This window comes from Natronococcus sp. JC468 (assembly GCF_012163165.1).
In the GTDB taxonomy this organism is placed as follows: Archaea; Halobacteriota; Halobacteria; order Halobacteriales; family Natrialbaceae; genus Natronococcus; species Natronococcus jeotgali.
Genome location: NZ_JAAVUO010000006.1, coordinates 139,006 through 153,021, shown reverse-complemented (window position 1 = coordinate 153,021; position 14,016 = coordinate 139,006). Strand labels below are relative to the sequence as shown.

Sequence of the window (14,016 nt, the reverse complement as noted above, 5' to 3'; positions counted from 1 at the left end):
CGGTCGGTCTCTTGCGCCCCATGCTTGGTTTACGCCCTCATGGAGTAGCAGCGTTTCCATCGAGTCAACACGGCACAATTATCTATCTCTGCAACCGGAGCGATCCGTGTCGCGGCGCCCCGGATACCGAAACGCTCATTTCCGTAACTGACCGACCAGTCACCAACGTAGTGTCTCATCGATTGGTAGCGACAACGTCGCCGATCCGCGCACGATCGCCAGCGGGCACCCGGAGGGAGCCGTTCGATGGTCGATGAGACGCCCGTTTCGAACGTCGTGCTCGTGACGGTCGATTCGCTCCGGGCCGACGCGATCGGTCCGTACGACGACGACCGACACACGCCGGTGTTAGAGTCGCTCGCGGACCGCGGTACCGTCTTCGATCGAGCGTTCGCGACCGGGAACTGGACGCCGTTTTCGTTCCCGTCTATGCTCGCGTCGCGGCCGGTGTTCGCAGACGCGGGGGGGATCGGGATCGAGAACTCGCCGTCGCTGGCCGGCGCGCTGTCCGACGCGGGCGTCGCGACGGCCGGCTTCAACGCCGCGAACGGATTTCTCACCTCCCACTGGGGCTACGACGACGGGTTCGACGAGTTCGAGTCGTTCGTCGCGAACGTCGGATCGGGGGTCTACAGCCGCTACCTCGCGGCGCACCCGACGGTCGAGGCGTGGCTGCAACTGGCCGCGTCGCCGTTCCGCCGCGCCGAGTCCTGGCTACGGCGAGATACCGACGACCGGCCCTTCTTGGACACCTCGCGCATGTTCGACGTCGAACGCGCCGCGCAGTCGTTCGTTGAGGAAACGGACTCGCCGTTCTTTCTGTGGGTCCACTACATGGACGCCCACACGCCGTACGCCCCCGCCCCGCGGTACATCCGCGACGTTTCGTCCGACCTGCTCGGAACCCACCGCATGCTGCTCGCTCACACGCGAACGGGGCTGGGACTGGACGTCGGCGAGCGAACGCTGTCGGACCTGCGAACGCTCTACCAGGCGGCCGTCCGACAGGTCGACGCGAGTATCGGCCGGCTCCTCGAGACCCTGTCGGCGAACGGCCTCGACGACGAGACGGCGGTCGTCGTGGCCGGGGACCACGGCGAGGAGTTTCAGGAACACGGCCACCTCGCACACTACCCGAAGCTGTACGACGAGTTGATTCGGGTGCCGCTGCTCGTCGACGTTCCGGGGAGCGACCAGCGACGCGTCGACCGACAGGTCGGACTCGACGCGATTCCCCCGACGGTGACCGACCTGCTCGACGTTCGGTCGCCGAAGGCGTGGACGGGATCGTCGCTCGTTCCGACCGTTCGCGGGGACGATTGTCCCGACGACGATCCCGTCGTCTCGGTCACCGTCCGCGGCGAGGACGTGGCGTCCCAACCGATTCCGCGCTCGCTCGAGGACGGGGACCTGCTCGTCAGCGTTCGGGACCGGGACTGGACCTACATCGAGAACGTCGACGCGACAGACGACGACGCCGCGAAAGGCGGGATCGAGCTCTACCACCGCCCTACGGATCCAGTCCAGCAGACGAATCTCGCCGCGGACCCGACACCGGAGCAGCGGGCGCTCGTAGACGAGTTCGCCGCGATCGCTGCGGACCACGTCGACGAGATCCGCGGGTCCGACGCCGCTGCGGACGGCGACGCCGATCGCGCCGACGGCGAGGAGTCGATCGACGACGACCTCGAGACCCGCCTCTCGGCGTTGGGGTATCGGTGATGTTCCGCGGGTTCGTCCGAGAGCTCTACAGCGGACCGATCGCACCCCAGTTGCGCCGGTTCGTCGCTGTCGGTACCTTCGCTGCGGGGGTACAGATGGCGCTGCTCTGGACGTTCGTCGACTGGATCGACCTCCACTACCTGTTCGGCGCCGTGATCGCGATCGAGATCACGATCGTTCTCTCCTACGTCCTCAACAACGCCTGGACCTTCCAGGCCGATCGCAAGACCGGACCGATCGAGTACCTCGTCGGCCTGGGGAAGACGAACCTCGTCCGCGGGACGGCGATCCCGATCCAGCTCGCCGTGCTCGGGCTCTTCGTCGAGTGGCTGTACGTGCCGTACCTGGTGGCCAACGCGATCGCGATCGTCGTCAGCGGTATCTATCGGTACGTCCTCGACGCTCGCTGGACCTGGGGATAACCCCGAACGTGTCGATCGTCGCGTTCTCGAGTGAGAACCGCCCGCACGAGAGTCGGTTACTCGCCGTTCGATCGGCTCGATCGCCGACGTCGCGCGTCGACTACAGCAGGCGTCGCAGCGCGCGAAGCGGGAACGTGATGATCGCGATGACGAGACTGATGGCCTCCTTGAGTATCGACCGTATTGCACCGATCATACTCTCGATAAGGGGAACGAGCGTGTTGGCGCTGTGGCCTGCCGACGCAAGCGGCGGGGTCGAAGCTTCGGCCCGGCACAGCCCTGTCGCCCTCGAGAACGACGCCCGCGAAGCGCGGCGGACTCGACTCCTCGAGCCGTCGTCGCCGAGTCTCACGGCGGGGAGATCAACAGCGCAAGCCGGGATAGTCCGCGATGAGGCCGTCGACGCCGGCCTCGGCGAGTTGTGTCGCTTCGTACCACGTTTGGACGGTCCAGACGTTCACCTCGCGTCCCTCCTCGTGAGCCGCGTCGACGATGTCGACGTCGTCAGTTCCCTCGGAGAACGGCGTTCCGGAGACGAGTTCGAAGGCGGGGTGGATCGCCTCGGCGTCGTACTCGCGAGTCACCTCGAGGCCGGCCTCGAGGTCGTCCGAGAACAGGAAGGCGATGGGGATCGACGGATCGACTTCGCGCGTGATCGAAAGCGCCGCCTCGTGGAACGACGACACGAGGATCTCGTTTCGGTACTCGTCCGCGATCGCGAGAACGTCCCGCACGAACGGCCGCCAGAGCTCCTCCTGCTCCGCTAACTCCTCACCCTCGAGATTTCCGGCCACCAACTCCGTCGAGCCCGCGTTTTTCAGCTCGATGTTGATGCGGACGGACGGCGGGACCGCCTTCAGCACCTCGTGCAGCGTCGGGACGGTCTGACTCGATTCCAGCACTTCAGCAGCGAGTACGGTTTCGCAGTCCGTCTCCCAGACGAGCCCCTCGGCATCGGTGAGACCGCGGTCGCCGCCCTGGCGTTCGCTCAGGCCGTCGTCGTGAAAGACCACCACCTCGCCGTCCGCACACGGAACCACGTCGATTTCGATCATCTCGGCACCGTCTCGTGCGGAGTTTCGCGCCGCAGCTACCGTGTTTTCGGGGTACGTTCCCGCGAACCCCCGGTGGGCGATGATACTCGGGCTTCGTCCCGGATTCCGCGAATTGTCGCTACGTTCCTTCGTCTCGGTCCCTTCCCGCGCGGCCGCAGTGGACCCGAAGGCCGCTGCGGTTACGGCCGCGCCGGAACCCTGAAGGAGTCGTCGTCGGGCCAGATCTCTGGTGTGTTCTGACATTGCAAAAACCACATCGGTTGACTAACACTTAATAATTAGCAGTGCACAATTTTCCCTCGAATATATAATACTCATTATATAGATAAAAAATAATTAGAAGCTTATATCGCCGCGTGAATCACCTGTGTGTTATGGGAACAAATACCAACTGCTGCGGGAGTTCGAGCGCGCCGGATCCGGCCGACCTGCTACCGATTTCGACGGACCGACGCTCGTTCATCAAGGGGGTGGGGGCGCTAACGGGGACGGCCGCGCTTAGCGAGCGAACGCGGGCAAAAGGGGCGGACGGATCGACCGGTGAGCGCGATCCGAGCAACGCGGTCATGTTCATCTTCGACGGAATGGGCCCGACGCAGGTTACGGGATCGCGGTATCTGAAAGCGTATCGGGACGATCCGGATCAGTTCCCGCTAAACGCGGATCCCGCCGAAGCGGGGCTCAACTTGGATCGCCACACCTCTCACGGAACGATGACGACGTTTCCCGCGGACCCGAACGAAGTGGTGGTCGACTCGGCGGCCGGCGCGACGAGCCCGGGAGCGATCGACTGTGCGGCGGGTGCGACCGGCATCGGGGCGGGCGTAAAGACGTATAACGGCGCCATCGGCGGGGTCCGGGAAGACGACGAGTTCGTCCCGGTGGAGACGATCCTCGAGGCGGCGCGGGATGCCGGACTCGCCACCGGACTGGTGACGACGACGCGTATCACTCACGCGACGCCCGCGGCGTTCGCCTCTCACGTCCCTCACCGCTCGATGGAGGACGAAATCGCGCGGCAGTATATCGAGGAGACCGAGGTAGACGTGTTACTCGGCGGCGGACGGGACTACTTCGATCCCGACGAGCGCGACGACGGTGCGGACCTCTTCGGCGCTGCCCAAGAGCGCGGCTACGAGATCGTCGAGACCGCCGGCGACCTCTCGAGCGTCGAGGCGGCCCCGGTGCTGGGACTGTTTACCGACGATAGCCACCTGGACTACCACATCGACCGCCAGCGGATCGACGGAACGCAGCCGGGCCTGGTCGAGATGACCGAGAAGGCGCTGGAGTTACTCTCGGAGTGTGAGGCAGGGTTCTTCCTCATGGTCGAGGCCGGCCGTGTCGACCACTGCGGGCACAAGAACGAGCCCGCGATCCTCGACGAACAGCTCGAGGGCGACGAGGCGGTCGGGTCGGTGCTCGACTTCGCTCGAGACGATTCGACCCTGCCGACGACAGTGGTGACGACCGCGGACCACGAGTGTGGCGGTCTCTCGCTCGCGCGCGACGGCATCTACAACGTCGATTACGAGATGGTCGATCAGCTTACCGCGAGCGTCACCGAAGGGATCAATCCCGCGATCGAGGAAGAGGTCGAGGACGTCGAGGACCTCGATCGGGTCATGCGGGAGGTCGGCGGGTTCGAACTCGCCGAGCTCGACCGAAACCACTCGGCGGGCGATCTCTATCGGTCGATCGATCTCGGGCCGTTTTATTCGGGTATGCCCGTGATCCGCGACCTCCTCAACCGGAAGGTGTTGCTCGGGTTCACGTCTCACGGACACACCGGCGTCGACGTTCCGCTGTACGCCGACGGGCCCAACGCCGAGTTCTTCAACACGGCCCGGGATAATACCGACATCGCGGACGTCGTCGCCGACGCGCTGGGGATCGTCTGAGGAGGTCGCGTTTCCGTTCCGCGCCCGCTGTCGGAAGCGACCCCCGACGAGCCGTCGGGTACCGACCTGCTCCGTCTCCCCGCCCGTTCGTTCACGTGAATTGATATATCCGAACGATGAATACCGAGAGCGTGGTCGGTCGGCATCGAATGGCATTCACACGCGAAGAAGTACTCGACCGACTGACCGAGACGGTCTCGAGCGGAGAGCCGATCGTCGGGGCCGGCGCCGGTACGGGGATGTCGGCCAAGTTCGCCGAACGGGGCGGCGTCGACCTGCTGATCATCTACAACTCCGGGCGGTACCGAATGAACGGCCGCGGATCGCTGGCGGGGTTGCTTCCCTACGGCGACGCCAACGAGATCGTCATCGACATGGGCCGACAGGTGCTCCCGGTCGTCGAGGACACGCCCGTGCTCGCGGGCGTCAACGGAACCGATCCGTTCCGACAGATGGACGTCTTCCTCGAGGACCTCGCGCGGCGTGGCTTTGCAGGCGTCCAGAACTTCCCGACCGTCGGGCTCATCGACGAGGACAGCGGGTTCCGGCGGAACCTCGAGGAGACGGGCATGGGCTACGACAGGGAAGTCGACATGATCCGGGAGGCGGCCGAGCAGGGCCTGCTCACCTGTCCGTACGTCTTCACCGAGGAGCAAGCGCGCGAGATGGCCGCGGCCGGCGCCGACGTGATCGTCTCCCATATGGGGTTGACGACCTCGGGCGACATCGGGGCCGAAACGGCGCTCGATCTGGAAACCGCGGCCGAACGCGTCCAGGCCCACCACGACGCGGCCAAAGACGTCGACGAGGACGTGCTGGTGATCTGTCACGGCGGGCCGATCGCCTGGCCCGACGACGCTCAGTACGTCCTCGACAACACGGAGGGCGTCGTCGGGTTCTTCGGCGCGTCCAGCCTCGAGCGACTGCCGACCGAGGAGGCGATCGAGAACCAGGCCCGCGAGTTCAAGGCGATCGATACCTGAGCATGTCCGTCTTTCCACACGTTACCGAACGCGGCGGCGTCCGCACGGCCTACCGCGCCGAGCCCGATTCGAGCCAATGAGCGTCGTTATCATCGGCACGCTGGACACGAAGGGCGAGGAGATCGGCTTCGCCAGGGACGTCCTCGAGGCCCAGGGCGTCGACGCACACGTCGTCGACGCCGGCGTGATGGGCGAGCCGCCGTTCGATCCGGACACGTCGGCCGACGCCGTCGCCGAGGCGGCCGGGACGACCCTCGAGGCGCTCCGGGAGGCGGGCGACCGCGGCGAGGCGACGGCGGCGATGGGGGAGGGTGCGGCCGACGTCGCTCGCCGGCTCCACGAGGACGGCGACCTCGAGGGCGTGCTCGGACTCGGCGGGTCCGGGAACACGTCGATCGCGACGGCGGCGATGCGGGCGCTCCCGATCGGGGTGCCGAAGCTCATGGTGTCGACGATGGCCTCGGGCGATACGGAGCCCTACGTCGGCGCTCGAGACGTGATGATGCTGTACTCGGTCGCTGACATCGAGGGGCTGAACCAGCTCTCGCGGCGGGTGATCGCCAACGCGGCCCTGGCGATGGTCGGGATGGTGACGAACGACCCGGGCGTCGCGGTCGACGATCGGCCGACGGTCGGGATCACGATGTTCGGCGTGACGACGCCGTGCGTGCAGACGGCCCGCGAGCGCCTCGAGGCGAAGGGGTACGAGACGATCGTGTTCCACGCGACCGGGACGGGCGGGCGCGCGATGGAGTCGCTCGTCGAGGAGGGCGTCGTCGACGGCGTCCTCGACGTGACGACGACCGAGTGGGCGGACGAACTGGTCGGCGGCGTGCTCGGCGCCGGCCCGGATCGCCTCGAGGCCGCGGGGGCCGAGGGCGTCCCGCAGGTCGTCTCGACGGGCGCGCTCGACATGGTCAACTTCGGACCCCGCGAGTCGGTTCCCGAGGAGTTCGAGGGACGCCAGTTCCACGTTCACAACCCGCAGGTGACGCTGATGAGGACGACCCCGGAGGAGAACGCCGAGCTCGGCGAGATACTCGCGGAGAAGCTCAACGCCGCCGACGGGCCGACTGCGCTCGTCGTTCCCCTCGAGGGCGTCTCCGCAATCGACGTCGAGGGCGAGGACTTCCACGATCCCGAGGCCGACGCGGCCCTGTTCGAGGCCCTGCGCTCGACCCTCGACGACGACGTCGAACTGGTCGAGCTGGAGGCCGACATCAACGACGAGGCCGTCGCGACGGCGCTCGCGGACACGCTCGACGAGTACATGCGCGCGACCGGGCGAGCCCCTTCGGAGGAGGGATAACCCGGCGACTCGCGGGAGTGGTCTGCATAAGTCTTGAACATACCACAGAGCCTGGTCTGATCCCGTTTCCCTTGAACAGATTTTGTCTCCGTCTCGAGGGGTTCAATTGATGCGCTGATCACTCATGCGAGTCGCCGCGGCGGGACCCCGTCCTCCCGACACCGACGGTCTCCCAAACGACCATGTAGCGTTCCCGAATAGAACGGGGCATGAAACGACTCCCGGTGATCGCGCTCGTCGCGGCGATGTTGCTTCTCGCCGGCTGTGCTGACGGCGGCGGGACGGCCGACCCCGATCGGACCGACGGGACGGACGCCGACGGAAATCTAACTGTGCCCGCCGAAAACGGGTCTTCGGACGAGACGTCCGACTCGTCGGGCGTCGACGGCGAACTCGAGATACACCACATCGACGTCGGCCAGGCCGACGCAACGCTGCTCGTCGAGCCGTCCGGGGAGACGATGCTCGTCGACTCCGGCGACTGGCGCCAGGACGGCGCGGGCGTCATCGAGTACCTCGAGGCCCGGGGCGTCGATCGCATCGACCACCTCGTGACGACCCACGCCGACGCCGACCACATCGGCGGTCACGCCGCCGTCATCGAACACTACGAGACCGAACGCGACGGCGTCGGCGCGGTGTACGACTCCGGAGTGACCTCGAACAGCCAGACCTACCAGCGGTACCTCGACGCGGTCGAAACGCACGACGTCGAGCTGTTCGTCGTCGACGAAAACGACGGCTTCGAGTTCGGCGACGCGACCGTCGACGTGCTCAACCCGCCGGCGGGCGAGTCGGGAACGGACAAGCAGTACAACAGCGTCACCCTCATGGTCGAGTTCGGCGAGTTCTCGTACCTGACGACCGGGGACGCGGAGGCCGACGCCGAGGAACGGATGGCCGAGGAGTACGGCTCCGCCCTCGAGTCGGACGTCTACCACTCCGGCCACCACGGCTCGTCGACGTCCTCGACCCGGCCGTTCATGGAGCGGGTCGATCCGGCGTCGGCGGTTATCTCGAGCGCGTACGACTCGCAGTACGGCCACCCCTCCGACGCGGTCCTCGAGGACTACGCGACACGGGACATCGAGACCTACTGGACCGGCGTTCACGGCGATATCGTGCTGACGACCGACGGGGAGGACTACGAGTTCGAGACGGAACGCGAGTTCTCGACCGACGCCGGCGCGCTGCTCGAGGAAAAGCGATCCGGCGAGTCGCGGGCCGCGCTCGAGCCACCGATTCATGTGACTCCGGCCCCAACGGCAAGCTAATGAGCGAAACGTACACCGCGACCCTCGATCGCATCGAGGACGGGCCGACGGCGGTACTGTTGCTCGAGGCGGACGGCGAGACCGTCGAGCAACTGGACGTCGACCTCGATCGGCTTCCGGCGGACGGTCGACACGAGGGGGCGGTTCTCGAGGTCGCCGTCGAGGGCGAGGAACTCCGCGAAGCGGAGTACCTGCCCGACGTTACCCGGTCGCGGCGGGAATCCGTTCGGGATCGGTTCGATCGGCTCTCCTCCGAGCTGTCCGATCGCGAGTGAGCGCACGAGCGAGCAGATCGACGGGGGAGGATCCACGGCTGACGTCGTCTGCGTAGTCGCGAGCGTCTTCAGGATCGAACTGCGCCCGTTCTCCGTTTCACGCTACCGCCACGATCAGTTCGGAGAGCGACCCGATCACTCGTTCCCAGGCCGAGAACCCGGTGAGTATCGCCAGTACAGTGTCCAGTCCGAAGAAGGCGAACAGCGCCGCCCCGACGTAGTGAGCCTTCCGCGCGTCGAAGCGATGCGCGAAGCGGTGGAAAAAGTAGGCGTTGGCTACGCTCACGGGAACGATCGCGAGCATCTCTCCCAGCCAGATCGCCGGGCTCGCGCCGTACTCGACGGCGAGCCCGATGGTGACGAGCTGGGTCTTGTCCCCAAACTCGCCGACGGCCATCATCGTAAAAATCGCGAGGAAATGCCCTATCGGACCGTCGATCGTGCGTCCGAAGAGTTCGAACTCCGTGTCGTCTCCTGGGAGCTCCGCGCCGGTGATGCCGCCGTCCGTCTTCGTTCTACCCGGTTCCGCAGCGTCGTCGGGTGCGGAACGGACGAGCAACACGGCAAACAGTAAGAACAACCCGGCAGTCATCGCGTCGAGAGCGATCCCCGGAAGCACCCCCTGAATCGCCCGCCCGAACAGGATCTCGAGAGCCGTCCAACCGCCGAACGCGGCCCCGGCCGCACCGACGACCAACAGCGGCTCGTACCGCGTCGAGAGCCCCGCGATGATGAACTGCACTTTCTCGCCCGGGAGCACGGCGAGCTGTGCGACCGCCGCGATGGCGACGAGCGCGACGAAATCGGTCATCGATCGACCCCCGGAGCACCGACGCTGGGCGTTCCGGTCGGTTCGACCGGCGAACGGTCGATCGGTACCACGTCCGACTCGAGGTGACGCCGTCGGTACCGTTCGATACTACCGGATAAACGGACTCCCGGCGGTGCTCCCGTCTCGAGTCGCTCGACGGGACGATCCGTGGCGGGAGGCCAGCGTTCGGCGACTCCGGACTCGTCGCTCGCCTGCAGGCAACCCTTCGGCGCACCGCTCGGTCTCATCTCGCGCTGGTTTAGTTCCGTCTAATAGTTATATTTGTTGTATGCGGTACCGGTACCGTGGCGAATCGTCGAGCCGAGATCGCCCCTCGAGCACGCGGTCCCGTCCGACAGCGACGAGCGCGACCGCAGGACGACGCCGGCCGCCAAACCGGCTCGAGATGGCCGTACCGTCGCCGAGCGATTCGCTGCGGTCGGACACCGCCCGCGCGGGATCCGAGGCGTCGAAGCGCGCGGGTCTCGGAGCCTCCGTACGCGGGGCGCGAAAGCCGTCCTACACGACGAACAGTTCGAAGGGGGCGTCTCCGCTGAACAGGAGAACCACGTTGTTGATCGCACAGACGGCGTACACGAGGACGGCGCCCGTAGCGAACAGCGTATCGTACGGTTTCGAGAGGTAGTGTCCGATCAGGACGACGACGGCGGCGTACGCGGTCCCCGCGAGAACGACGCCGGGCACGCCGATCGCCTCGTAGAAGTACGTCGTGATCGGGTTCAGTTCGGTGGCGTAGGGAACCGGGAAGAGAAGGACGGTGGCGATCAGATCCACGAGCCAGAACAGCGCGAACGAGATGCGTACCGGGGGGTTCGCCGGACGGTCCAGCGCTGCCCTGGCGGCTACTGTCGGTGCCATACCCGTCCCGAGGTCGCGCAGGTGGGAAATTAGCAGGCTTGCCACGACCGGGTGCGCTGAGCGCTATCCCACCACATTACGGCTCCGGACGGGAACCGTTTCCGCCGACGCGAACGAGACCAGGCGCGAACCAGACCGAACGGAATCGGCGGACTCTCGAACGGCGGCTAGTGGATGCCCATCGTTTCGATCTGCTCCTGGTACCGGTTCCGAATCGTCACCTCGGTCACCTGCGCGACGTCCGCGACCTCGCGCTGGGTTTTCTTCTCGTTGCACAGCAGGCTGGCAGCGTAGATCGCGGCGGCGGCGAACCCCGTGGGAGACTTTCCGGAGAGCAACCCCTGTTCCGCGGTGGTGTCGATGATCTCTCGAGCCTTCGCCTGGACCTCCTCGCTCGAGTCGAGCGCGGAGCAAAACCGGGGGACGTACTCCTTCGGGTCGACGGGTTTCATCTCGAGGGAGAGCTCCTGGGCGATGTAGCGGTACGTTCGGCCGATCTCTTTCTTTTCGACCCGGGAGACGTCGGCCACCTCCTCGAGACTGCGCGGAATGCTCTCCTGTCGACAGGCGACGTACAGACAGCTCGTCGAGACCCCCTCGATCGAACGCCCGCGGATGAGATCCTCGTTCAGCGCCCGCCGGTAGACGACGCTTGCGACCTCGCGAACCGATCGTGGGACGCCGAGCGCCGAGGCCATCCTGTCGATCTCGCTGAGCGCGAACTGCAGGTTGCGCTCGCCGGCGTCTTTGGTGCGAATCCGCTCTTGCCACTTGCGCAGGCGGTGCATCTGGTTGCGCTTCTCCGAGGACAGCGAGCGACCGTAGGCGTCCTTGTCCTTCCAATCGATCTGCGTCGTGAGGCCCTTGTCGTGCATCGTTTTGGTGGTGGGCGCCCCGACGCGGGATTTGCTGTTCCGTTCCGAGTGGTTGAACGCGCGCCACTCCGGGCCCCGGTCGATGTTCCTCGTTTCGATCACCAGTCCGCAGTCCTCGCAGACGAGCTCGCCCTGATCCTCGCTCGTCGTGAGGGCGCTCGAGCCGCACTCGTCGCACGTTCGCTCGTCCGCGGATTCTTGCTCCGTGTGGGCCGATTTCGAGTCGCGCTGGCGCAGAGAGCGCTCCATACAAATAGGTTCGCGTCCATGGTGTCTTAAACCCTCGTTCGAGCGGCGCCCCGTCGAGAAACGGACGATCCCACCGAACCGTCACTGACGGTCGATCCGCTCCGGCCACGCGTCGCAGTGCCGTCTGTCGAGTCGATCGTCGGTCATCGAGACCCATCGTACCTCGTTCCAGCTCACCCGGTAGTGGCAGGTCTCCGGCTCCAGTTGCTCCCAGTAGATCGTCTGCATCGACGGGACGTCCGCGTCGTCCGGCGTCACCGACAGCGGCTCCACGTCGGGCTCGGCCTCCGTCTCGACTCGCTCGAGCGTCGCTCGGGGCGGCGGCGAACCGACGTTCCAGGCGAGTCCCAGCGGGACGAACAGGCCGGCAACGACGATGGCGGCGAGAGCGATCCGCCGCCCGTCCAGTCGAGCCGTCTCACCCCGGTCCGCCGGGGTCGAGCGCCGTTCGATCGCGCTCTCGACGGCGATGGCGACGCCGAGCGCGACGAAGGCGAGCAGTTGTAGCGCGTCCGTCGAGCCGTCCATATCGACGAACAGGACCTGAAAACCGAATAACAGGCCGCCGACCGGTATCCACCACTGCCCTCCCGGGTCACGAACCGTCCCGCGGACCCAGCTGTAGAGGGCCACCGGAAGGAGCAGCGATCCGTAGCCGAACACCAGCAGTACCGAGGAGACGCGCTCGGTGAGCGTGTACGGCGACCCGGCGAGAAGCGGAGCGAGGATCGTCTGAACCACCATCGGGGCCAGCGCACCCGCGGCCGCGAACGCGAGGACGACGCCGGCGGTCACGACGCCGCCGCCCGCAACGGTCCGGAGCGCGCTCTTCGCTCCCGTTCGTTGGTACGCGATCCCGACGACCAGCAGGGCGAAGACGGCGCCGGACTGCCAGGAACCGGCGCTCAACGCGGCGGCGGCTCCGGCGACGAACGGTCGGTCCCGGAGCGCGAGTGCGAGCGCGCAGGCGCCGAAAAACAGCGCGTAGAACTGCGCTCTGACCCCCTGGAACGGGAGGGTGAACAGCTCCGGAACTGCGAGCATCGCGAGCCCGGCGGCGACCGCGGCCGCGTCCGAATCGGTCACGAGCGAGGCGATCCATCCGACGAGGAAGACGCTCGCGGCGGCGACGAGCGTCGTAAGGCCGACGCTGAGGGCGTGCAGGACGAGCATGTCGCCGCCGGAGAGGGCGGCGAGGACGGCCGTGATACCGAACGGAACGGGCGGGTTCACGTCCCAGACGTCGACGTACGGGATCCCTCCCTGGAGGACGTACCAGCCCGTGTGCTGGAAGAACGCCGGATCGGTCGCCAGCGCCGACCACTCGGTTCGAACGGACGCGAGGGCCCCGAAGACAAAGACGACCGCGACGACGGGTGCGAGGGCGATAGCCCACGCAGGAGGTGAGCTGGCGAGCGCTCGAGCGAGCGGGGATCGACGAGGGCTCACGTTAGATCCGTTGGGAGGCCCACTTCGCGGCCGCGAGGGCACCCAGATCCCACGCCACGCGGTGTCGAGGTCGGTCTCCTCGTCCCCGTCGTTCGGCTCGCAGTTCTCCAGGTACCACTCGTCGGTCTCCACGAGCGCCTCCGTGTTCGAGTACTCGGGTTCCCAGCCGAGGCGCTTCGCCGGCGACGAACGAGATCTCGCGGCTGTCGTCGTCCGCCTCGAAGGGCTTGAGATCGAACGCGGTGACGTCCCACCTCCGGTCCCAGAAGTGTTGACACGCGTGCAAGCAGAGAAATCCGGTCCCGCCCGTGACGAGCACCGAACGGTCCGAGCCGTTGTCGCGCGTGCGGTCGCTCATCGTGTTATCGGACTCGAGATCGGCGCGGCGGATCAAGAGTATGTCGGCGTCAGACCGCCGTTAACGGGGCACGTACCGTCGTAGGGGATGCCTACGGCAAACCGACGCGATCGATCGCGGGGGCTCGCCCTCTGGGTGGTCCTCGACGGATTCGGCGTCGAAGCGAGCGTCGTGCTCGGTCTGTTCGTCTTCGGGCTCGGTCGGTTGTCGGCGCGGCGTCGATGCTCCCCGGTGGGCTCGCGGCGACGGAGGCGTCGATGGTCAGCGCGCTCGTCGCGCTCGGCTACCCCGAGGCCGTCGCGGCCGCAGCCACGGTGGTCGTTCGCGTGGGGACGCTCCGGTACGCCGCGGCGCTCGGCACCGCGGTGTTTCTCGCGTACGAGGGGACTCGCTAACCGCGGGCGACCCGCGCGGACCGAGCCGCGCTCGAGGGGAAAACCGGGCGCGCGTTCCG

The 14,016-nt window shown here is 66.6% G+C and carries 12 protein-coding genes and 1 pseudogene; 8 read left to right on the top strand and 5 right to left on the bottom strand.

The genetic code is table 11. The features are described 5' to 3' along the window. Window positions 1-246: 246 nt before the first annotated feature. Together GWG54_RS05965 and GWG54_RS05960 are read left to right on the top strand one after the other, a co-directional pair. Window positions 247-1,722 carry a sulfatase gene (locus GWG54_RS05965; protein WP_167936905.1) on the top strand — a complete coding sequence of 492 codons (1,476 nt, stop codon included), beginning with the start codon at window positions 247-249 and terminating at the stop codon, window positions 1,720-1,722. After that, complete coding sequence (locus GWG54_RS05960) at window positions 1,722-2,144, top strand: GtrA family protein (protein WP_167936904.1); 423 nt, start codon at window positions 1,722-1,724, stop codon at window positions 2,142-2,144. The genes GWG54_RS05965 and GWG54_RS05960 overlap by 1 nt, the downstream gene beginning before the upstream one ends. A 362-nt stretch (window positions 2,145-2,506) precedes the next feature. Here the strand turns inward: GWG54_RS05960 and GWG54_RS05955 are convergent, their stop codons facing one another. Continuing rightward, window positions 2,507-3,442: a glycerophosphodiester phosphodiesterase gene (locus GWG54_RS05955; RefSeq protein ID WP_167936903.1), complete on the bottom strand. Its 936-nt coding sequence runs from the start codon at window positions 3,440-3,442 to the stop codon at window positions 2,507-2,509. Window positions 3,443-3,573: 131 nt separating this feature from the next. On the opposite strand from GWG54_RS05955, the gene GWG54_RS05950 reads away from it, so the two are divergent. The 5 genes from GWG54_RS05950 to GWG54_RS05930 all read left to right on the top strand — a co-directional run bounded on the left by GWG54_RS05950 (window position 3,574) and on the right by GWG54_RS05930 (window position 8,941). Next, window positions 3,574-5,100, top strand: a complete 1,527-nt coding sequence (locus GWG54_RS05950; RefSeq protein ID WP_167936902.1) for an alkaline phosphatase — start codon at window positions 3,574-3,576, stop codon at window positions 5,098-5,100. Between the two features lie 149 nt (window positions 5,101-5,249). Next, window positions 5,250-6,083 (top strand): phosphoenolpyruvate hydrolase family protein, encoded by an 834-nt coding sequence (locus GWG54_RS05945; RefSeq protein WP_167936901.1) that lies wholly within the window; start codon window positions 5,250-5,252, stop codon window positions 6,081-6,083. A gap of 76 nt (window positions 6,084-6,159) precedes the next feature. After that, window positions 6,160-7,392, top strand: a complete 1,233-nt coding sequence (locus GWG54_RS05940; RefSeq protein WP_167936900.1) for a Tm-1-like ATP-binding domain-containing protein — start codon at window positions 6,160-6,162, stop codon at window positions 7,390-7,392. Between the two features lie 209 nt (window positions 7,393-7,601). Further along, entirely contained in the window at window positions 7,602-8,666 is a 1,065-nt protein-coding gene (locus GWG54_RS05935; RefSeq protein ID WP_209438284.1) for a ComEC/Rec2 family competence protein, read from the top strand. Continuing rightward, complete coding sequence (locus GWG54_RS05930; RefSeq protein ID WP_167936899.1) at window positions 8,666-8,941, top strand: DUF3006 domain-containing protein; 276 nt, start codon at window positions 8,666-8,668, stop codon at window positions 8,939-8,941. Before GWG54_RS05935 ends, GWG54_RS05930 begins: the two co-directional genes overlap by 1 nt. Before the next feature lie 97 nt (window positions 8,942-9,038). Here GWG54_RS05930 and GWG54_RS05925 read toward each other — a convergent pair whose 3' ends face one another. The 4 genes from GWG54_RS05925 to GWG54_RS05910 all read right to left on the bottom strand — a co-directional run bounded on the left by GWG54_RS05925 (window position 9,039) and on the right by GWG54_RS05910 (window position 13,336). Further along, a complete protein-coding gene (locus GWG54_RS05925; RefSeq protein WP_167936898.1) occupies window positions 9,039-9,752 on the bottom strand; it encodes a TMEM165/GDT1 family protein in 714 nt (237 codons plus the stop codon). 519 nt (window positions 9,753-10,271) lie between these two features. Beyond that, entirely contained in the window at window positions 10,272-10,631 is a 360-nt protein-coding gene (locus GWG54_RS05920) for a hypothetical protein (protein ID WP_167936897.1), read from the bottom strand. A gap of 167 nt (window positions 10,632-10,798) precedes the next feature. After that, window positions 10,799-11,755, bottom strand: coding sequence for a transcription initiation factor IIB family protein (locus GWG54_RS05915; protein WP_167936896.1), 957 nt, complete (start codon window positions 11,753-11,755; stop codon window positions 10,799-10,801). 81 nt (window positions 11,756-11,836) lie between these two features. Continuing rightward, window positions 11,837-13,336 carry a DolP-mannose mannosyltransferase gene (locus GWG54_RS05910; protein WP_312854256.1) on the bottom strand — a complete coding sequence of 500 codons (1,500 nt, stop codon included), beginning with the start codon at window positions 13,334-13,336 and terminating at the stop codon, window positions 11,837-11,839. Window positions 13,337-13,682: 346 nt separating this feature from the next. On the opposite strand from GWG54_RS05910, the pseudogene GWG54_RS21325 reads away from it, so the two are divergent. Next, a pseudogene (locus GWG54_RS21325) lies at window positions 13,683-13,957 on the top strand (lysylphosphatidylglycerol synthase domain-containing protein); the annotation flags it as partial. Window positions 13,958-14,016: the final 59 nt, after the last annotated feature.